Source organism: Halomonas denitrificans (assembly GCA_019800895.1).
Lineage (GTDB): Bacteria > Pseudomonadota > Gammaproteobacteria > Xanthomonadales > Wenzhouxiangellaceae.
This window is the reverse complement of record JAHVKF010000001.1, coordinates 857,878-877,448: the sequence shown is the minus strand read 5'-3', so window position 1 is coordinate 877,448 and position 19,571 is coordinate 857,878. Positions and strand designations below refer to the sequence as shown.

Below are 19,571 nucleotides of genomic sequence, written 5' to 3'. Positions count from 1 at the left end.
ATCCACCTGGAAGATCGAATGACCACCAAGCTCAACGCCCTGTCCGAATGGGTCGACTCCGTCGAACGTCTCACGCGCCCCGACGAGGTGTACTGGTGCACCGGCAGTTCGGAAGAGAACGCGTCGATGATCAACGGCATGCTCGACAGCGGCGACCTGATCGAACTGAACCAGGCCACCCACCCCGAGTGCTACCTGCACCGTTCGGACCCGGACGATGTCGCCCGCGTCGAGCACCTGACCTTCGTCTGCACCACCGACGAGGACGACGCCGGCCCGAACAATCACTGGATGTCGCCCGACGAGGCCCACAGGAAGATGGACGGCTTGTTTGCCGGCTGCATGGAAGGCCGGACGATGTACGTGATCCCCTACTGCATGGGACCGATCGAATCGCCGTTCTCCCGGCTCGGCGTGGAGATCACCGACAGCCCCTACGTCGTGGCCAACATGCGCAAGATGACCCGCATGGGCGACGACGCGCTGGCGCGGATCGAGCGCGAGGGGACCTTCGTCCGCGGTCTGCATTCCACCGGCGAACTGGACCCGGACCGACGGTTCATCATGCACTTCCCCGAAGAGCTGCAGATCCAGAGCTACGGCTCGGGCTACGGCGGCAATGCGCTGCTGGGCAAGAAGTGCCACGCGCTGCGCATCGCCAGCTACCAGGCTCGCAGCGAGGGCTGGCTGGCCGAGCACATGCTGATCGTCGGCATCGAGAGCCCGGAGGGTGAGACGCGCTACGTGGCCGCGGCCTTCCCGTCGGCCTGCGGCAAGACCAACCTGGCCATGCTGATTCCGCCGGAGCCGTACAAGTCGGCCGGCTGGAAGATCCACACGGTCGGCGACGACATCTGCTGGCTGCACCCGGGCGAGGACGGCCGCCTCTACGCGATCAATCCCGAGGCGGGCTACTTCGGCGTCGCGCCGGGCACCTCGGCGAAGACCAACCCGAATGCACTGGCCATGCTCGACCACGATGCGATCTTCACCAACGTGGCCGTGACCGACACCAACGAACCCTGGTGGGAAGACCTCGACGAGCGGATCCCGAAGTTCGACTGGAAGGGCAACAAGTACGATCCGGGCTCCGGCAAGAAGGCGGCGCACCCGAACTCGCGGTTCACCGTATCGATGGAACAGTGCCCGACCTACACCGAGGCGGCGGAGAATCCGAAGGGCGTGCCGATCGACGCGATCATCTTCGGAGGCCGGCGCGCGACGCTGGCGCCGCTGGTGATGGAAGCGCGCGACTGGACCCACGGCACCTTCCTCGGCGCCAGCATGGCCTCGGAGACCACTGCGGCCGCGACCGGCAAGGTCGGCGTGGTCCGGCGCGACCCGATGGCCATGAAGCCGTTCTGCGGTTATCACTTCGGCGACTACTGGGGCCACTGGCTGAAGGTCGGCGAGACGCTCGAGCACCCGCCGAAGATCTTCCAGGTCAACTGGTTCCGCCGCGACGAGAACGGCAAGTTCATCTGGCCCGGCTTCGGCGAGAACCTCCGCGTGCTCGAGTGGGTGCTCGGTCGCTGCGCCGGCGAGACCGGCGCCGTCGAAACCCCCGTGGGCTTTCTTCCGGAACCCGGCGCGATCTCGACCGAGGGCCTGGACGCCAATCCCGACATGGACACGCTGCTGGCCGTGGATGCGGGCGCCTGGGCGAAGGAACTCGACGACGTCGAGCGCCACCTGGCCCGCTTCGATCCGCGCGTGCCGAAGGCGCTGGTCGACGAGCTGGAAGCGATGCGGGAAAAGCTGGGCTAGACGGCGGGGGACAGGGACGAGGGGCCAGGGACGAGTAGAGCGCGGTCAGGCCGAGTCTCTGCCGCTCCCGGCCCTCCGCGCCGTCATTCCGGCGGATTCCGAACCGCCCGGCTCCATCGAAACGGCCCGCCCTCGGCGGGTCGTTTCCGTATCGTCATCAATGCGCCGGTGTGGACGATCCCCCTCGCCCGTGACCACCGGCTCCTTCCCCCCAATCCCTTTCCCCTGCCCGACGTCCCTCGTTTCCGCCCGGTGCGCTATCCTTGCGGGCTTCCCCGAACCCGCGAAACGTCATGTTCCGTAGCGCATCCGACGCCGATCGCGTCATCCCGATCTCACTCGTCGCCCCCGACTCGCTCGCCTCCGTCGGCGACGGCCTGACCCGGTCCTGGATCGAGGCCACGGGCTACACCGGCAAGCCCGGCACGGTCCTCCAGGTGCCCGACGGCGACGGCAGGCTGGCGCGCGTGCTGGTCGGTCGCCCGCAGCAGGGGCGGGTGTGGACGCTGGCCGGTCTGCCGGCGCAGCTGCCCGAAGGAGACTACGGGGTCGACGGCGCCACGGCCGAGGCAGGCGACGACGCGCTCGACGACCTGGCCGTCGGCTGGGCCCTGGGCCACTATCGCTTCGACCGCTACAAGAAGGGCGATCGACCGTGCGCCGCGCTGGTCGTGCCCGGCAACAGGATCGGGCGGCTGGAGATTCTTCGCGACGCCCTGTTCCGGGTCCGCGACCTGGTCAACACCCCGGCCGCCGACCTCGGCCCGGGCGAACTGGCGAAGGAAGCCGAGACCCTGGCGCGCACCCACGGCGCCTCCTTCAAGGTCGTCCACGGCGACGACCTGGAGCGCGAGTTCCCGGCCATCCACGCGGTCGGCCAGGCGGCGTCGCGCGGCCCGCGCCTGATCAAGATGGCCTGGGGCGACGCGTCGCACCCCTCGCTGGCGCTGGTCGGCAAGGGCGTGATCTTCGACTCCGGCGGCCTCAACATCAAGCCGGGCTCGGGCATGGTCCTGATGAAGAAGGACATGGGCGGTGCGGCGCACGTGCTCGGCCTGGCCGAGCTGATCATGCGGCTCGGCATCAAGGTCCACCTGCGGGTCTACATCCCGGCGGTCGAGAACGCGATCGCCGGCAATGCCTACCGCCCGTCGGACATCGTCACGACGCGCAACGGCACGACGATCGAGATCGGCAACACCGATGCGGAAGGCCGCGTCGTGCTGTCGGACGCGCTGACCCTGGCCGGCGAGGACGGCGCGTCGCGCATCATCGACTTCGCCACCCTGACCGGTGCCGCGCGCGTCGCCCTGGGCGAGGACCTGCCGCCGTTGTACGCACGAGACGATGCGCAGGCGCGTGCGATCCAGGACCTGGCCTTCGAGGTCGAGGATCCACTCTGGCACATGCCGCTGTACACGCCGTACAAGGAGCAGATCCAGCCGAAGATCGCCGACCTGTCGAACACCGGCACCACCAGCTACGGCGGCAGCCTGACCGCGGCGCTGTTCCTGGACCACTTCGTGCCCGAGGGCGTCGACTGGATGCACCTGGACATCTATGCGTGGAACCTGTCCGACCGGCCGGGCCGACCGGCCGGCGGCGAGGCGCAGACGCTGCGCGCGATGATTGCCTGGCTCGAGCGGACCTACGGGCGGTGATCGCTCGATGAGCGAGGCGGGTCTGATCGCAAGCGCCGAAGGCTTCGGCGTCGTCGCACTCGAGGTCACCGCACCGGCCGTGTTCGATGTCGATGCACACCTGCGCATCACCCGGCCGGACGGCAGCATCGAGGATCGCCACCTCGGCGCGGCCGGTATCGACCCGGCGTGGTTGCCGCGCGGCCGGTTCCGGCTCGAAGCACCGACCGATCCGGCCTGGCCGACCGGCACCCGGCTCGACGTCATCGCGTCGACCGGCGGCCCCGACGGCCGACGCCATGCCGAGCCGGTCACCTTCGAGGTCGACGCCCCGGCCGAGCACGCCTCGAGCTGGCGCCTGGGCAGCTATTCGGGCACCGTTCCGATCGAGCAGCTCAGCTGGTCGCAGGGCATGAGCAACTGGTTCTACCGCCACTTCGACCACGCCGCGCGGGTAGTCATGGACCTCATGTTCGCCGGCCACCCCAAGCTGCAGGGCGACGTGCTCGACGTCGGCTGCGGCGACGGCATCACCGATCTCGGCATCGCGCTGCGAAGGCAGCCGAAACGCTTCGTCGCCGTCGATCCCTTCAAGGGCTACGAACGCCTGCCGGCGATCTGCGAAGACCACCATTTGCCGCCGGAGCTGGTCCGGCAATCCCGCATCGAGTTCCGTTCCGACGATGGAAACGACCTGCAGCTCGACGACGACAGCTTCGACGTCGTGCTGTCCTGGGGCTCGCTGGAGCATATTGCCGGCGGCTATGCGCAGACCCTGGCCGAGATCAAGCGCGTGCTGCGCCCCGGCGGCCTGTTCTTCGCCCACCCGGGCCTGTTCTACGGCTCGGCCGGCAACCACCTCGGCGAGTTCTTCGACGACCCGTGGATCCACCTGAAGCTCGACCGCGACGAACTGCAGCGACGCGTCCTCGCCGGCACCCCGCGCTACATGGACCGGGCCGGCGAGAAGTCCCCGCCCGAGCAGTACTGGCAGTGGTACACGGAGCTCAACCCGATCAAGCTGCCCGACTTCGAACAGGAACTGCGAGGCATGGGCTTCGAACCCTGGCGCTTCGCCCTGCGCACCGACCCGGTCGTCGAATACACCCCCGAACTCCAGCAGCACGACATGGTGACGCTGGGGATCGCGGAGTTGTACGGGGTGTTCAGGTTGGTCGCGTGAGTCTCCTCAGGGTCGTTTCTGGTCCGATCCTTTCCCACGATTTCCTAAGCCTCATGCTGTAGGAAAAGTTCCTACCCAACGCCTAGTTTATTTCCTACTCATTTTTCGTACTTTTGCGCATGACGCAAGCAACAAATGGCAATAGCCTGATCGGGCATTAGTGCCTGAGTCCTGGTGCAGGACTCGCGTTGTGCGAAGGCGTGGTTTCGCCTTCGGTTTTCAATCTTAAGCATTCGAAACAAAGGAGTGTAGAGATGGTGGGAATCAGGTGTTTTGGTTTGCTTGTTTTGCCTGTTGCGGCTCTTGCGCTGAGTAGCGAAACTGTTGACGCTGAACAGGCAAGTTCAGTGACTTCAGAAATCGAATCGTTGCATTGCACATATCATTCCGCCGCAGTTTCGAGCACTCGATCGATTCGCGAGTGGGAAGTCTGTTCTTCGGCAGACGGCCGGAATTTTCGGCTTGTGGGCCGCGATGCTGGAGCGAAAGATCTGGCAGAGGTCTCCTACATTTCGGGTCATGGCGTTTCTGCGTTGAGTGCTCGCTATCTCGATCGAGTCGCGGAGCTCACCATTAGCTCGGTACTTGATGTTCTTGAGCTAAGCGCCCGATACCACGGGTCGCTGGATGTAGGTCGTTCCGAGACTCTCTCAGCGAATGCGCAAATTCCGATGAGCGCCATGGTTTGTGACGAGGCTGGCGAGGACGCAGACTCCTTGTTTGAGCGCTCGGACATCATTCCTGGTACCCCCTATTTGGCTCCGGCCGAAGACTTCAATTCGTTTTTCAACAGTGCAAGCGTTGAAGCAGTTGACGAGCTCAAAAGGCAAATCGTCGGCTTGGCGAATGAACATGATGTTCTCTCAGGCCACAGGGTTCCGGGCGCCTTGATGAGTGCGCGATCTAATGGCGAGCCTAGTGCGATCCCTGTCGTTTTTGCGATGATGCAAGAAGCATTGGCTGCGGATGGCCAGACTCGAGGATTCGAATCCTGTGCAATGCTTGCGCTTGGGGCGACTGGCGCCATCATTGGCGTGCTAAGTAGTGATCCAGCGCTCGGGATTGCATGTGCAACGAGTTGCGGCGCGACCTTGGGCTGCTTGGGTCAGGCCGTGGTTGGCGGAGGGTTTTCGCCGGGATGTGCAGGGTCGACTGCTGCATGCCTGGGCTGCGTGGGCCTCGGATACTCAGAAAATTTCGCCAACTGCTTCCGCCAGTTCACGCAGATGTACTAGCTGCCGATTATCGATTAATATTGCGGTCGCTGGGTGCGCTCACGCGGCCGCATTTTTTCGTCTTTCCGTTGGGGGTAGAAAGCGGAATTTAAATATGGAGTTGGCAAATGGCAGACAAGTCTGATACCAGCGTCTTTACAATTTTGGTCGTCATGGCCGTGATGACCTTTTTCTATATTCTTGAAGCCTACTGGGCCGTTCTTCTTGGAGTTTACGGATACGGAGTCGCTGAGTTTCTCCAAAGAACTCCACAGGGCCGAAGGCTGCTAACTGGGTGGCGAAGAAAAGCTACTTAGGCCTCCTGCTAGCTAGCGGCAACGCCCCTCACCGAGTCGTCGATCGAATCTGGTGGTCACGTGTTGTCTAGGGTACGAGTGGACTCTTGAGAAGAAGGTCCAAACTACACTCCATCCATGGACCCGCGTAAAACTCGAATCCGTCAATCGTCGGCCTTGTTTTAGGGCGCTTCGCCCTGCGCACCGACCCGGTCGTCGAATACACCCCCGAACTCCAGCAGCACGACATGGTGACGCTGGGGATCGCGGAGTTGTACGGGGTGTTCAGACTCAAGTCATAGGGGCGCGAATCCGGCGGTTACGTGGCGCCCCGGTTTGCTCCGGAACCATTCCCCGGGCCTCTCAGAACTTGCAACGTGGGCGACTCGGGCGGCTCAGCGCCGCTTCGAGACGAACGCGCGTGGCTCGCTGCAGCAGGATCGGATAGACGTTGACCACCACGCTGCCGAAGGTCAGGAACAACGCCCAACCGGTCCACCCGATCGCTATCGCATGGCCTGCTGTGAGCAGGCCAAGAGCAAGAAGGACAACGTGGCCGCGCTCGCTGTCGATGGTCCGATCGACGAATGCCTCGGCAGTGCGACGGTCGCGGATGATGCGGTGGCCCGGATCCAATCGACGCGCCCATCGATTCGCCAGGTCTCCGTCCGGCACCCATTTCCGGAACGTACGGATGCCAAGTCGGTCGTGGGGTCGCTGGAGACGTTCGAAGTGCCGGATACGAAAGTAGGCGTGGGGCAGGACCCGCCAGAGCCCGATGGCGCCGACCGAGAGCAGCACGAACCAGGGGCCGGGCATGAGGTCGCCCCGAGGGTAGTCGAAGGGCCGGAGCGGGCCCCATACGTGCAGCCGGAACATCGCCATCGGCGCCAGCCAACCGCCGGCCATGATGGCGAAGGGCAGGAGGTTGAAGTTCCGCGAAGCCGCGGATCCCGCGCGCTCCGTCGGCGTTTGCTTCATTTGACGGCTCGGAAGTGATCGCGGTCGAGGTCGTAGTAGCGGTGCGTCAGCCCGGCGAAGTCGAAGTCGCGGCGGTAGCGGAAACCCAGCTTTTCCATGACCCGCTGCGAGGCCCGGTTCGACGGCAGGGTCCAGGAGCCCACGGTCGCCTGCGCGAGCGGCCCGAAGGCAAGGGATAGGATTCCCGACGCCATCTCCGTGGCGAAGCCGCGACCCCACTCGCTCGAGCGGATCGCGTAGGCGAGTCCGGTGTGCGCCTTGCCGTCGAGCCCGTCGAGGACGTAGGTCTTCAGGCCGCCGCGCCCGAGAAATCGGCCGGACTGCCGGTCGTGGAAGGCCCAGAAGCCGAAGCCGTGCTGCTGCCAGTGGGCGACCGCGTCGTCGATCGAAGACCGCGAAACGCTCTCGGGAAGCGGCCGCCCATCGGCCGAGAGGAACGCCATCACCTGCGGGTCGGAGTGCAGCCGGTCGATATCGGCAAGATGCTCCGCCCCGAGCGGGGTCGCGGCCATTCGGTCGGTTTGCCAGCGTTCGATGTACAGGGGAGGACTCCCGTGTGCTGACCGGCTACACTGCCCGGCCGACCGGATCGAAGTCTACCGTGGATCGCAGCACCCCCTCACCCCCGGCCCCCGAAGGCACCGGCCTCCGTTACGAGGTCGGCCGTACGCTGCTGCTGGCCACGCCGCTGATCATCGGCCAGTTGACGTCCTTCGGCATGAACTTCGTCGACACGGTGATGGCCGGGCGGCTGGGCACGGTGGCGCTCGGCGCGATCGCCGTCGGGTCGTCGGTCTGGGCGGCCGGTTTCCTGCTGTCGCTGGGCGTGCTGATGTCCGTGTCACCGGCCGTGTCGCAGCTCGACGGCGCCGGGCGTCGGGGCCAGGCCGGGGAGATGACGCGCCAGGCGGGCTGGATCGCCCTGGTGCTGGGCGTGTTCGTGTTCTTCGCCATGCGCGAGATGGACTGGGTGGTCGCCCTGCTGGATGTCGACGACGCGGTGGCGGCGACGGCGCTGGGGTACCTGGACGCGATCAGCTGGGGCGCGCTGGCGCTGACCGGGCAGCTGGTGCTGCGCTTCTTCGCCGAGGGCACCGGCGACACCAAGCCGACGATGTACATCGGCGTGATGGGCATCGCCCTGAACGTACCGCTGAACTACGTGCTGATGTTCGGCAAGCTGGGCTTCGAACCGATGGGTGCGGTCGGCTGCGGCTGGGCCACGGCGATCGTGTTCTGGGTCCAGTTCGTCGCGCTGGGGCTCTACATCGCATGGCGGCCGCGCTTCCGGCCCTTCGCGCTGTTCGAGCGCTTCAGCCCGCCGTCCTGGCGCGAGATTCGGGGGCTGCTGGCGGTGGGTCTTCCGATCGGGATCATGGTGTCCTTCGAGGGCAGCCTGTTCATCGCCACCGCCTTGCTGATCGCCACGCTGGGCGCGCTGCCGATCGCGGCGCACCAGGTCGCGATCAATATCGCGTCCATGGCCTTCATGGTGCCGCTGGGCATGTCGGGGGCGATCACCGTGCGGGTCGGCAACGCGGTCGGCCGCCGGGACCGCCAGGGCGCCCGGCGCGCCGGGCTGGTCGGCATCGGCATCGCCGGGACCTACGGCGCGATCTCGGCCACGCTGATGCTGCTGCTGGCCGAGCCGATCGCGCGGATGTACACCGCCGAGGCGGAAGTCGTCGCGCTGGCCTCGAGCCTGCTCCTGTGGGCCGCGATCTTCCAGGTCTCCGACGGCCTGCAGGTGGCCTCGGCCGGTGCGCTGCGAGGGCTGAAGGACACGCGCTGGCCGATGGTCTACAGCCTGGTCTCCTACTGGGGCGTGGGCATGACCCTGGGCTGCTGGCTGACCTTCTGGCGCGACTGGGGACCGCACGGCATGTGGGTGGGCCTGGTCGCCGGACTCAGCGTCGCGGCGGTGCTCCTCGGCACCCGCTTCTGGCGTGCCTCCGGCGCCTACATCCGGCACGGTCGGAAGGTGCTGGCCGATGCGCCGGAGCCGGCGCCGGTGCCGAATCCTCCGCCGCCGCCCGGGCCGCCCGATCCGCCCACCGTGGCCTGAGTTTCGCCGCGGCTGCAGGCCGCGCCGCGCGCCCTGACTTCTGGCCCTTGCGGTCGCAGGGCCCGGCTGAAACAATCCGGTCACGATTCTTCCATGACCGGGCCGTGCGATCCTTGCGCGGCTCGATTTTCTTCCGACCGGGAAAGGTTTCAATGACGACCGAACGACGACCGAATTTCCTCGTGCGCATCTGGACCGGCTTCTGGGGCGGCGTGACCGCGCTCCGCATGTTCGTGTTCAACGTGCTGTTCCTTCTGATCCTCGCGCTGCTGATCCGGGGCCTGGTGTCCGGCGACCGCATCGTGGTCGAGGACGACACCACGCTGGTGATCGCGCCGGTCGGCGTGATCGTCGAGGAGTACACGGGCACTCCGGCCGAGCGGGCGCTGAACGAAGCGCTGGGCCAGCAGCTGCCCGAGACGCGCCTGCGCGACCTGGTCCGCGCGCTCGAGCTGGCCGCCGACGACGACCGGATCGTCCAGGTGCTGCTGCGCACGGACCGGCTTCTGGGCGTGTCGCCCGGCACGCTGACCGAGCTGGACGCGGCGGTGAAGCGCTTCCGCCGGTCCGGCAAGCCGATGATCGCCTATGCCGGCGCCATGACCCAGGCCCAGTACGGCTTCGCATCGATGGCCGACGAGGTCTGGCTGGACCCGGACGGCATCGTGATCATCGAGGGCATGGCGTACTTCCGCAACTACTTCGCCGATGCGCTGGAGCTGGCGAAGGTCGACGTCAACCTGTTCCGGGTCGGCGAGTTCAAGTCGGCGATGGAGCCCTACATCCGCAACGACATGTCGGAGGCCGACCGTGAGGCGGCACAGTACTGGATCGGCGGGCTGTGGCAGCAGATGCTGGAAATGATCGCGGCCAATCGCGGCCTGCCGATCGAGCGGCTCGTCGAGCAGACCCAGAACCCGGTCGAACTGGTGCAGGCGGCCGGTGGCGACGCCGCGGCCGCGGCGCTGGACGCGGGCTGGGTCGATCGCCTGGTGACCCGACCGGAGGCACGCCTGGCCCTGGCAGAGCGCGGTGCACCGGACGATGACAAGGGCTTCCGTCAGATCGGCATGGACGCGTTTCTTGCGCTGCCGCGCACGCCCGAGCTGGCCAACGACCGGGTCGCCGTGATCGTGGCGGCCGGCTCGATCGTCGAGGGCAGCCAGTCGCCGGGCATGATCGGCGGCGATTCCACTGCCCGACTGCTGCGCGACGCGGCGCAGGACGACGTGGTCAAGGCGGTGGTGTTCCGCATCGACTCCGGCGGAGGCAGCGCCTTCGCCTCGGAAATCATCCGCCAGGAGATGATGGCCCTGCGCGAAACCGGCAAGCCGGTGATCGTCAGCATGGGCGACGTGGCGGCGTCGGGCGGCTACTGGATCGCCATGGGCGCCGACGAAATCTGGGCCTATCCGAACACCATCACCGGGTCGATCGGCATCTTCGGCTTCTTCCCGACCTTCCAGGACACGCTGGAGATCGTCGGCATCAACACCGACGGCTTCGGCACCACGCCGATCGCCGGCGGCTTCCGCGCCGACCGCGACCTGCCGGAGCCGGTCGGCGCGCTGATCCAGTCGATCATCGAGCATGGCTATCGCGAGTTCATCGGCCTGGTGGCCGAGCACCGCGACATGAGCCTGGACCAGGTCGACGACATCGCCCAGGGCCGGGTCTGGACCGGCGCCCAGGCGCGCGACCGCGGCCTGGTCGACCAGCTCGGAACGCTGGAAGAGGCGATCGAGGCGGCGGCCCGCATGGCCGGCCTGTCCGACGACTACGACCGCGTCTACATCCAGCCGGAGATGAGCGCCTTCGAGGAGTTCCTCGCCCGGATGGGTGCCGAGGCAATGGTCAAGGCCGGGCTGGAACTGCCGGTCAACCCGCTGTCGCGGCTGATCGGCACGAATCTCTACGGCCGGCTGCTCGATGACCTGAACCGCATCGCGGAGGCCCGCTCGGGCCGGCCGAACCTGCCGGAAGTCGTCGCGCACTGCCTGTGCGAAGCGCCATACTGACCCGCCGGACGGCGGATCGAGACAAGGGCCGGGCGTTCGCGTCCGGCCTTTTTCTTGAGTGAATTCCGCGCGGGATGTAGGTCGTCGTCGTGGATCGTCGACGATCGACGGCCGGTCAGTCGGGCGGCGCGTCGGGAAGCTCGGCCGGCGGCAGCCAGCCCTCGAGCCGGGCCAGCGCCTCGAGTTCGGGCAGGTCGCGCTCGGCGCGGATCAGCTGCTGACGCAGGCGAAGTGCGGCCCGCTCGGAATCCGGCGGCAGATTGCGCAGCTGCATTCGCGCTCGGCGGATCGTTTCGCGGTTCTCGCGGATCATCGCGCCCAGCCCGTAGGCTTCGTCCGGTGCCGCCACCGCGCAGGCCGGCGGCACCGGTTCCCCGGCCAGGGCAAGGTCGAAGCGGGCCTGGTCGCTGCAGTCCGGCCCCGTCGGCAGGCCCGGTGCCGACGAGGTCGCGCAGCCGGCCAGGACAACCATGGCGGCCAGCACGGCGGCCAGCAGCGCCGGCAGGAGGAGGCTCGACGACGAGGGGCGAGGATTCATGCGGGGCTTCCCGTACACTGCCTGGATTCGAGCGAAGGATAGCAGCGCATGGATCCAGTCACGCAAGGCCTGTTCGGCGGGCTCTGGGCGCAGGCGGGCGCGCGCCGCCGCGACATGCGACCGGCCGCAGTCACCGGCGTGGTCGCCGGCATGGCGCCTGACCTGGATGTCCTGATCCGGTCCTCGACCGACTCGCTGCTGGCGATCGAGTATCACCGCCACTTCACCCACGCCTTCGCCTTCGTCCCGATCGGTGCGCTGGTCGTTTCGCTGGTCCTCTGGCCGCTGCTGTCCCGGTGGTCGGAGAAGATCCGCTTTGCCCGGGTCTACCTGTGGTGCCTGCTGGCCTACGGTTCGCACGGATTGCTCGACGCGGCGACCTCCTACGGCACGCGCCTGTTCTGGCCCTTCTCCGACGGCCGCGTGGCCTGGAACGCGATCAGCGTGATCGACCCGCTGTTCTCTGTGCCGCTGGCCGTGCTGCTGGCGATCGGCGTGTTCAAGCGCAGCCGGCTGGTGGTCCGCATCGCGGCGCTGTGGGTCATCCTCTACCTGGCCATAGGGTTCATCCAGCACAACCGCGCCGAGAGCATCGTCCGCCACTGGGCCGAGCAAAGCGGCATCCAGGCCGAGCGGGTGATCGCCAAGCCGTCCTTCGCCAATCTCGTGCTGTGGCGCGGGCTGGTCGACGACGGGCGGGACTTCCACGCCGTGGCCGTGCGGATCGTCCCGACCCGACCCGCCATGCTGTGGGTCGGCTCCCGGGTCGAGCACTTCCAGGCGCCCGACGTGCCCGACGGCAGCCGCCTTGCGCGCGATCTCGCGCGCTTCGAGCACTTTTCCGATGGCTGGACCTTCCGCTACTACCGCTACGACCGGGAAGAACGGGCCTTCGTCGGCGATTTCCGCTACGCCATCGACCCGGCGGCGCAGCGGCCGCTCTGGGGCATCCTCTACGATCCGGACGACCCGTCCGAGGGCGTGGTCTTCGAACGTCCGGCGGAGATCGACGAGGCCGAGCGGGCAGGCTTCTTCGCCCGCCTGAGGGGCGAGGACCGGGAGTAGCGGCAAGCGGGGCTGCGGGGGTCGAGTGACCGCGACCGGACTTCGGTTCCTGTGGGAGCGAGCCTCGCGCGCGAAGCGTTCCGTCGGTCCGCGGAAAGGGATCGCGGGCAGGCGCCGCTAGGCCTGGACCGCCCGGTCGCTTGCCCAGGCGCGCAGCCGTTCGATCGGTTCGGCCATCATCACCGACAGCGGCCGGGTGTCGCGGATGGCCTCGAGGATGTCGTCGTTCTCCACGACGCGGTCTTCCGCGTGCGCGGTGTACAGCCCCGCGACGACGGCGTGTTCGAGCTCGGCACCGGAGAAGCCCTCCGACGCCTCGGCCAGGGCCTGGATGTCGTAGAGCATGGGTTTGAGGTCGCGGCGTGCCAGGTGGATGGCGAGGATCTCCCGGCGGGTTTCGAGGTCCGGCAGGTCGACGAAGAACACCTCGTCGAAGCGCCCCTTGCGCACCAGCTCCGGCGGCAGCGCGGTGATGTCGTTGGCGGTGGCGACGAGGAACACGCGGCTGTCGCGCTCGGCCATCCAGGTCAGCAGCGTGGCCAGCATCCGCTTCGACGTGCCGCCGTCGTTGTCGCCGGTCGCGAGGCCCTTCTCGATCTCGTCGATCCACAGGACGCAGGGCTCCATCCGATCGGCGCCGGCCAGCGCGCGGCGGAGGTTGCGTTCGCTTTCGCCGTGGAAGCGGTTGTACAGCGCGCCGGCATCGAGGTGGAGCAGGGGCACGCCGAACAGCCCGGCGACCGCGCGCGCGGCCAGCGACTTGCCGCAGCCCTGGACGCCGAGCAGCAGCACGCCGCGCGGCGGGTCCAGTCCCTTCGGCGGTTCGGCCGCGGTAAAGACGGGCTTGCGGCGGTCCAGCCACTGCTTGAGTTTCGGCATGCCGGCGACCCGCGTGAAGCGCTCCGTGTCGAGTTCGAAGGACAGCGCACCCGAGCGATCGAGCAGGTCGAAGCGGGTCTTCATCAGTTCGGGCAGGTCGTTCTCGTCGAGCACGCCGTCGTCGTGGATGGCGTTCTTCACCAGCCGACGCGCGTCCTTCATCGTCAGGCCGTTCAGGTTCAGGATCAGGCGGTCGACGATCGCGTCGTCGACGCGGGCCTGGACCTTGCCCCGACCGTCCTTCCAGGCGACGGCTTCTTCGTGGATCATCGCCTCGAGTTCGGCCCGGGTCGGCGTGGTCATCTCGAAGTGCACGGCGCGGGGTTTCAGCGAGTCGGGCAATTCGATGTTGTGGCCGACCAGCACCAGCGTGGCGCCCGGACGGTCGTGACCGCGGCTGATCTCGCGGACCAGGCGGGCGATCATCGGGTCGTCGAGATAGGGGTGGAAGTCGGCCAGCAGGAAGATCGCGCCGTCGCGGCGCTGGTCGATGTGGCGGAGCAGCTCGGCCGGCTGGTCGAAGGTGCCGTCGAGGCCGCTTTCGCGTCCGAGCCGGCTCAGACCGCGGGCCGCCGACCAGAAGAACGCCGGGCGGCCGATCTCGCGGCCGACGTGCTGGATGAGCTCGGCCGCGCGGGGCTCGTCGTGGCAATCGATGACGATCGGGCCGGCGCCGGCGCGCACGTGCACGGCCAGTTCGTGCTTGTCGGTGCTCAGCGCGCAGTCGGACTGGGACATGGATCGACCGGAAGGGAGAACCAGCCGGGGATTATGGCCGAAGGCGAAGGGCGCATGGTCGGGGGCCCGGCTGGCGCGCGTCCGGGGCGGGCGTCGTCCGGGATCAGTCCGGTCCGTCGGGTCCCGGACCTGCCATGCGCAGGAGCACCTGCGCCAGCAGGTCCGTCACGCTTTTCCCCGGGATTTCCGGCTCGTGACCCAGTTCGTGACCGTTTCCCACTCTTCCCAGTCCTGCTCGGCCATGTAGGCCGGCAGGTCGTTGACCGACAGTCCGCGCTCGAAGGCGCGCACGTAGTTCATCGAGTCGCGGAGGTGGCCGATGACCGGGGCCTTGAAGCCCTCGAGGAAGCCGGTCAGTTCCCGGTAGATGATGGTGTGCGGCTTGACCCGGTTCGCGACCAGGCCGACCTTGGCGTCGCCCTCGGCGATCGGCTTGAGCGAGAACAGGTGGCCCAGGAAGCGATAGGCGGCGTTCATGTCGATGTACGACGGCAGCACCGGGATCAGGATGGTCTGTGCGCGCCGCACCAGGTTGCCCATTTCCGGGCCGTGGATGCCGGCGGCGGAATCGAGGATCAGGAAGTCGGTGCCGGAGGGTGCGCGGATCGGGCCGTCGGCGGCATTCAGCGCGATGACCTCGGGATACTCGTCGGGCCGCACCGCGCTCCAGTCGGCCGACGACTGCTGGGGATCGAGGTCGCCCAGCGCGACCTGGTAGCCCTCCCAGGCCAGGGCGGCGGCCAGATTGGTCGCGATGGTGGTCTTGCCGCAGCCTCCCTTGGCGTTGAGCACAGCAATCGTTCGCATGTCGGCTCCTTATCGATTCCCTGTCGATGTCGATTCCCGATCGATCTCGATTCCCTGTCGATGCCTACGCGGGCGCCCCGCGCGTCGTGCGGCGGGCTCCCCGATCGAGCCGCGGCCGCGGGGCCGCCTCGATCATGGCAAATCAGCGGCCCTGTGTCACGTCCGGCAGGCCGGAGTGGAGCATCCAGCGCTCGCGCTCTTCGTCCCAGCGCCACGACTCGACGTACTGGATCGTGCGTTCGCGCGCCGTATGAACGTGGTACATCCGCAGCTCGACGAGCCGGTCGACGCCGGTGCCGTCTTCCAGCGCGACGATCTGGCGCACGCGGTACTGGCTGACCTGGAACTGCTTGAGCCGATCGACATCGAGCTGGGTGATCGGGTTCTCGGCCAGGTAGTCCGGGTGCATGAAATCGACCAGTGCATCGGGCTGGTTCCAGCGCACCAGGGCCTCGAAGCGGTCGAAGGTCTCGGTCTGCTTCTGGTTCTTCTGCTGGGTCGCCGGGCAGCCGGCCAGCAGCAGCGCGGCCAGCAGCACGAGCGCAAGGCGGACCGGGCCGGCGGGGATGAAGCTGGGGGTCGTTGCGTTCACGAAACGGGGTCTTCCTGTGCGACGGCGAGCCCAGCATACCGGGCCTCGAGCCGGGCCGCCACCGCCGGGCCTTGCGCGGTCTCGACCCGGATCTCGGGGGCCAGGTCCAGCCGTCCCTTGCCGCGCTCCCGCACCCCGCGCAGGAAGGCCTCGACGGCCGACTCGCCGGGGACCTCGCAGACGGCGCGGAACTCGCCCGACACGGGAGCCAGGAAGCGCACCTCGCAGCGGCCGATGACCAGCTCGGCGCGCACGCCGGCTCGCCGGAGAATCAGGCGGGGCAGCGACCAGCCGGCCAGGATCATCAGCGAGACCAGTGCGCCGCCGAAGGCGGTGCCCTTGTCGTTGACGTTCGGGGCCAGCGGGGCGGCCAGTTCGATGCCGTCGTCGTCGAGGCGTTCGATGGTCAGCGCCATCGCGCCGCCAAGGGGAATCTGCCGGGTCAGCGTGTCGTGCAGCCATCGGCGTTCGTCGAGGTCGTTCATTGCACTCCGTCCTGCGGGTCGGTGGGTGGGGCGGCCCGCGGTGCAGGGCGCCGGTGTCGAGGGTCGACGGTGGATGATCGAGGATCGATGGTAGCGGGCCGGCGATAGCGGTTGGGCGGCGAGCGCTGCGGCGGTCAGGCCGGTTCGGTGGGTTCGGCCTCGGGCCGGGAGCCGGATTCGGATTCCGATTCGCACTCGACCCGGTTCCGGCCCAGGCGCTTGGCGCGGTAGAGCGCACGGTCGGCGGCGGCGATCAGCTGGGTCGAGTCGGCGCCGGGCTGGGTTGCATCGGGTACGATCGACGTCACCCCGAAGCTCACCGTGACGATGCCGAAGGGCGAGCCCCGGTGCTCGATGCCGAGGCGCTCGATGTCCTCGCGGGCGCGTTCGGACAGCGCCCGGGCGGCCTCGAGATCGACGTCGGGCAGCAGGAACACGAACTCCTCGCCACCGATCCGGGCGACCAGGTCGCCGCTTCGTCGCGCACGGCCCTTCAGCGCGGTGCCCACGTCGACCAGCGCGCGGTCGCCGGCCGGGTGGCCGTAGTCGTCGTTGAAGGTCTTGAACCAGTCGATGTCGCACATCACCAGGCTCAGGGGATGACCTCGACGCGACGCCCGCTGCCATTCCCGGGCGAGTTCGCGAGCGAAGCGCCGCCGGTTGGCCAACCCGGTCAATTCGTCGGTGCGGTTCTGTTGCTGCAGCTGCCGGTTGGCGGCCTCGAGCGCGCCGGTCCGTTCGGCCACACGCTGCTCCAGCGATGCCATGACGCCGCCGAGCCGGTTGCTCATCGTCGAGAAGGAGCGGGCCAGCGTATCGATCTCGCGGATGCTTGAATCCGGGACATAGTTCGGAAAGCGGTCGGCCTCGGTGTCGGAGATCGCCGCGGTCAATTCGCGGACCGGCCGGGTGATCCCCCGGGCCAGGACGGCGAGCAGGGCCAGGCCCATCAGCCCCACGGCAATCGCGATGAACAGACCGCGACGGCTCTCTGCTGCCAGCGCGTCGCCGTAGGACGAACGCGGGACGCTGACGCCGATGATCAGTTCCAGCCCGCCGTCGCGTGCGTAGCGGTCGGCGTGGACGATATCGGCATCGGCGCCACTGCCGATCGCCCCCTGGAAGGTTCCGCCCGCCTCGCGGACCCGCGACTCGACGCGCCGGATGCCGTCGAGTGGGCTGCGGCTGGCCGGGACCCGCTGCCGGGGCGCCTCGGCGCTCGCGGTCGTCGCCGGCCCGGCGGCCTCGGAAGCGGCAGGCCGTTCGATCGGCGCCCGTCCGCTCGAGTCCGCGATCATGCGACCGTCCGGGGTCATCACGAAGGCCACGCCGTCGGCGGCGAGGTCGAGTGACGCGAGGAACGCGCCGATTTCGTCCAGGGCGATGTCGACGGCGACCACGCCGCGCGACCCGTCGGGCGTCCGCACGGCGCGCGACAGGCCGATTGCAACGCCCATGCCGGAAAATACTTCGTAGGGCTGGTACCAGGATGGTCCGGCGCGGTCGATGGCGGCGGCATACCAGGGCCGTTCGGTCACTTCGAAGCCTTCACGAGCGGAAAACAGGTCCGTGCGAGTGCCGTCGGGCGCGACATCGAAACTGGAGATGACGCCGCCACCATCGGCGACCGAGACCATCACGCGGGTCGCTTCGTCCCATGGGCGATAGGCGCAGGCGTAACGGCCATCGTCCAAGCCCACGGCAAGGTTGGTGACCCAGGGGTGCGCGCGTACCTCGTTGACCAGCGATCGCTCCAGACGGGCCGCGTCTTCGAAGCCGACCAGGCCCAGCTCGATCGCACCGGCCGTCGTGTCGAGCAGCTGGCCCGGCGCATCGAACAACGCATCCAGGCGGGCCTCGACCCGGGCCGCGACCTGCCGGTTGACCTCCAGCGCCGAGGCATCGGCCACGCGGTGCAGGGTCTGCTGGCTCCAGAACGTATGGACGGACAGGATGGCCGTGACCACTGCCGCGAACGGCAGCAGGATCATCGTCAGCAGAGAAACTCCTCGTCGCGGCATACGCTGGGCGGTGGCCTCCTGCGTCGGTGCAACACCAGGAACCCGGGGCGCGTCGTGGGATCCGGTCGCGTCCCCGGTCGCCCGAAAACGGGTTTCGATTCAGTAGTATGCGGTGTTTCACGGCATGGCGGCAAGCGACGCGAAGGCCGTTCACGTCCGATGCGGGGGGCGGCCTGCGCCTGCTCGTGGCTCGGCGCGGCGGGTGGACCCGGACGCGGGCGCGCGACGATCCGCCCGAGCGCGGCTGGCTACAATGACGCCATGGCTGCCCCAACGCTCTCCATCGGCCCGTACACGATCGCCCCGGCGCTGGGCCTGGCGCCGATGGCGGGCGTGACCGACAAGCCCTTCCGCCTGCTGTGCCGGCGGATGGGGGCCGGCCTGGCGACCACCGAGATGACGTCGGCGAATCCCCGCCTGCGGGGGTCGCGCAAGTCCGCCGAGCGACTGGACCACGCCGGCGAGGCCGGGCCGATCAGCGTGCAGATCGCCGGCACCGAGCCGGTGCAGATGGCCGAGTTCGCGCGCTACAACGTCGCCCACGGCGCCGAGATCATCGATATCAACATGGGCTGCCCGGCCAAGAAGGTCTGCAAGGCCTGGGCCGGCTCCGCGCTGATGCAGGACGAGTCGCTGGTCGCGGCCATCCTCGAGGCGGTGGTCGGTGCCGTCGATGTCCCGGTGACCCTGAAGATCCGCACCGGCTGGGCCGCGGACCGCAAGAACGCGCCGACGATCGCGCGCATCGCCGAGGACGCCGGCGTCGCGGCGCTGGCGGTCCACGGCCGGACGCGCGACCAGAAGTACCGGGGCGAGGCCGAGTACGACACGATCGCCGAGATCAAGCAGGCCCTGTCGATTCCGGTCTGGGCCAATGGCGACGTGGACCACCCTGCCAAGGCCCGCGACGTGCTCGCCTACACCGGCGCCGACGGCCTGCTGATCGGCCGGGCGGCGCAGGGACGGCCGTGGATCTTCGACGAGATCCGCCACTTCCTCGACACCGGGGAGCGGCTGCCGGAGAAATCCCCGCAGGAGGTCGGCGCGGTGCTGGTCGAACACCTCGAGGCGCTGCATGCCTTCTACGGCGACGAGCGCGGTGTGCGCATCGCGCGGAAGCACCTGGGCTGGTACGTCAAGGCGCATCCGGGACGCGAGGCCTTCCTCGCCTCGGTCCAGCGCGTCACCGATGCGGCCGAGCAGGTCGAGAAGACCCGCGCGTATTTCGATCGCCTGCCGCCGGAGCTGGAATCGGCCGCCTGAAGGCGCCCGGAGGCTGGCC

At 68.1% G+C, this 19,571-nt stretch carries 16 protein-coding genes; 8 read left to right on the top strand and 8 right to left on the bottom strand.

The features are described 5' to 3' along the window. Nucleotides 1-18: 18 nt before the first annotated feature. The 4 genes from KUV67_03980 to KUV67_03965 all read left to right on the top strand — a co-directional run bounded on the left by KUV67_03980 (nucleotide 19) and on the right by KUV67_03965 (nucleotide 5,825). Nucleotides 19-1,767, top strand: a complete 1,749-nt coding sequence (locus tag KUV67_03980) for a phosphoenolpyruvate carboxykinase (GTP) (protein ID MBY6204024.1) — start codon at nucleotides 19-21, stop codon at nucleotides 1,765-1,767. Nucleotides 1,768-2,060: 293 nt separating this feature from the next. After that, nucleotides 2,061-3,428, top strand: a complete 1,368-nt coding sequence (locus KUV67_03975) for a M17 family metallopeptidase (protein MBY6204023.1) — start codon at nucleotides 2,061-2,063, stop codon at nucleotides 3,426-3,428. A gap of 7 nt (nucleotides 3,429-3,435) precedes the next feature. Further along, nucleotides 3,436-4,590, top strand: a complete 1,155-nt coding sequence (locus tag KUV67_03970; GenBank protein MBY6204022.1) for a class I SAM-dependent methyltransferase — start codon at nucleotides 3,436-3,438, stop codon at nucleotides 4,588-4,590. A 254-nt stretch (nucleotides 4,591-4,844) separates the two neighbouring features. Beyond that, a complete protein-coding gene (locus KUV67_03965; protein MBY6204021.1) occupies nucleotides 4,845-5,825 on the top strand; it encodes a hypothetical protein in 981 nt (326 codons plus the stop codon). Nucleotides 5,826-6,463: 638 nt separating this feature from the next. Here the strand turns inward: KUV67_03965 and KUV67_03960 are convergent. Continuing rightward, nucleotides 6,464-7,081, bottom strand: coding sequence for a hypothetical protein (locus tag KUV67_03960; protein MBY6204020.1), 618 nt, complete (start codon nucleotides 7,079-7,081; stop codon nucleotides 6,464-6,466). Then, nucleotides 7,078-7,593 carry a GNAT family N-acetyltransferase gene (locus tag KUV67_03955; GenBank protein ID MBY6204019.1) on the bottom strand — a complete coding sequence of 172 codons (516 nt, stop codon included), beginning with the start codon at nucleotides 7,591-7,593 and terminating at the stop codon, nucleotides 7,078-7,080. Before KUV67_03955 ends, KUV67_03960 begins: the two co-directional genes overlap by 4 nt. A gap of 89 nt (nucleotides 7,594-7,682) precedes the next feature. Between KUV67_03955 and KUV67_03950 the strand changes: the two genes are divergently transcribed. After that, a complete protein-coding gene (locus KUV67_03950; protein MBY6204018.1) occupies nucleotides 7,683-9,146 on the top strand; it encodes an MATE family efflux transporter in 1,464 nt (487 codons plus the stop codon). A gap of 152 nt (nucleotides 9,147-9,298) precedes the next feature. Then, on the top strand, nucleotides 9,299-11,164 hold the full coding sequence (gene sppA, locus KUV67_03945) for a signal peptide peptidase SppA (GenBank protein ID MBY6204017.1): 1,866 nt from the start codon (nucleotides 9,299-9,301) through the stop codon (nucleotides 11,162-11,164). 115 nt (nucleotides 11,165-11,279) lie between these two features. Here the strand turns inward: sppA and KUV67_03940 are convergent, their stop codons facing one another. Further along, nucleotides 11,280-11,702 (bottom strand): hypothetical protein, encoded by a 423-nt coding sequence (locus tag KUV67_03940; protein MBY6204016.1) that lies wholly within the window; start codon nucleotides 11,700-11,702, stop codon nucleotides 11,280-11,282. Nucleotides 11,703-11,750: 48 nt separating this feature from the next. On the opposite strand from KUV67_03940, the gene KUV67_03935 reads away from it, so the two are divergent. Beyond that, entirely contained in the window at nucleotides 11,751-12,767 is a 1,017-nt protein-coding gene (locus KUV67_03935; protein ID MBY6204015.1) for a metal-dependent hydrolase, read from the top strand. A gap of 117 nt (nucleotides 12,768-12,884) precedes the next feature. Here KUV67_03935 and KUV67_03930 read toward each other — a convergent pair whose 3' ends face one another. The 5 genes from KUV67_03930 to KUV67_03910 form a co-directional block, all read right to left on the bottom strand. Further along, nucleotides 12,885-14,384, bottom strand: coding sequence for an AAA family ATPase (locus tag KUV67_03930; GenBank protein ID MBY6204014.1), 1,500 nt, complete (start codon nucleotides 14,382-14,384; stop codon nucleotides 12,885-12,887). A gap of 165 nt (nucleotides 14,385-14,549) precedes the next feature. Beyond that, the gene (locus KUV67_03925) at nucleotides 14,550-15,191 is read right to left on the bottom strand and encodes a ParA family protein (GenBank protein MBY6204013.1); all 642 of its coding nucleotides are present in this window, start codon (nucleotides 15,189-15,191) and stop codon (nucleotides 14,550-14,552) included. A 142-nt stretch (nucleotides 15,192-15,333) separates the two neighbouring features. Next, the gene (locus KUV67_03920; GenBank protein ID MBY6204012.1) at nucleotides 15,334-15,783 is read right to left on the bottom strand and encodes a hypothetical protein; all 450 of its coding nucleotides are present in this window, start codon (nucleotides 15,781-15,783) and stop codon (nucleotides 15,334-15,336) included. After that, nucleotides 15,780-16,268, bottom strand: coding sequence for a thioesterase domain-containing protein (locus KUV67_03915; protein MBY6204011.1), 489 nt, complete (start codon nucleotides 16,266-16,268; stop codon nucleotides 15,780-15,782). Before KUV67_03915 ends, KUV67_03920 begins: the two co-directional genes overlap by 4 nt. A 134-nt stretch (nucleotides 16,269-16,402) precedes the next feature. Further along, nucleotides 16,403-18,259, bottom strand: coding sequence for a diguanylate cyclase (locus tag KUV67_03910; protein MBY6204010.1), 1,857 nt, complete (start codon nucleotides 18,257-18,259; stop codon nucleotides 16,403-16,405). Nucleotides 18,260-18,550: 291 nt separating this feature from the next. On the opposite strand from KUV67_03910, the gene dusB reads away from it, so the two are divergent. Then, nucleotides 18,551-19,552, top strand: coding sequence for a tRNA dihydrouridine synthase DusB (gene dusB, locus KUV67_03905; GenBank protein MBY6204009.1), 1,002 nt, complete (start codon nucleotides 18,551-18,553; stop codon nucleotides 19,550-19,552). The last annotated feature ends 19 nt before the right edge of the window (nucleotides 19,553-19,571 follow it).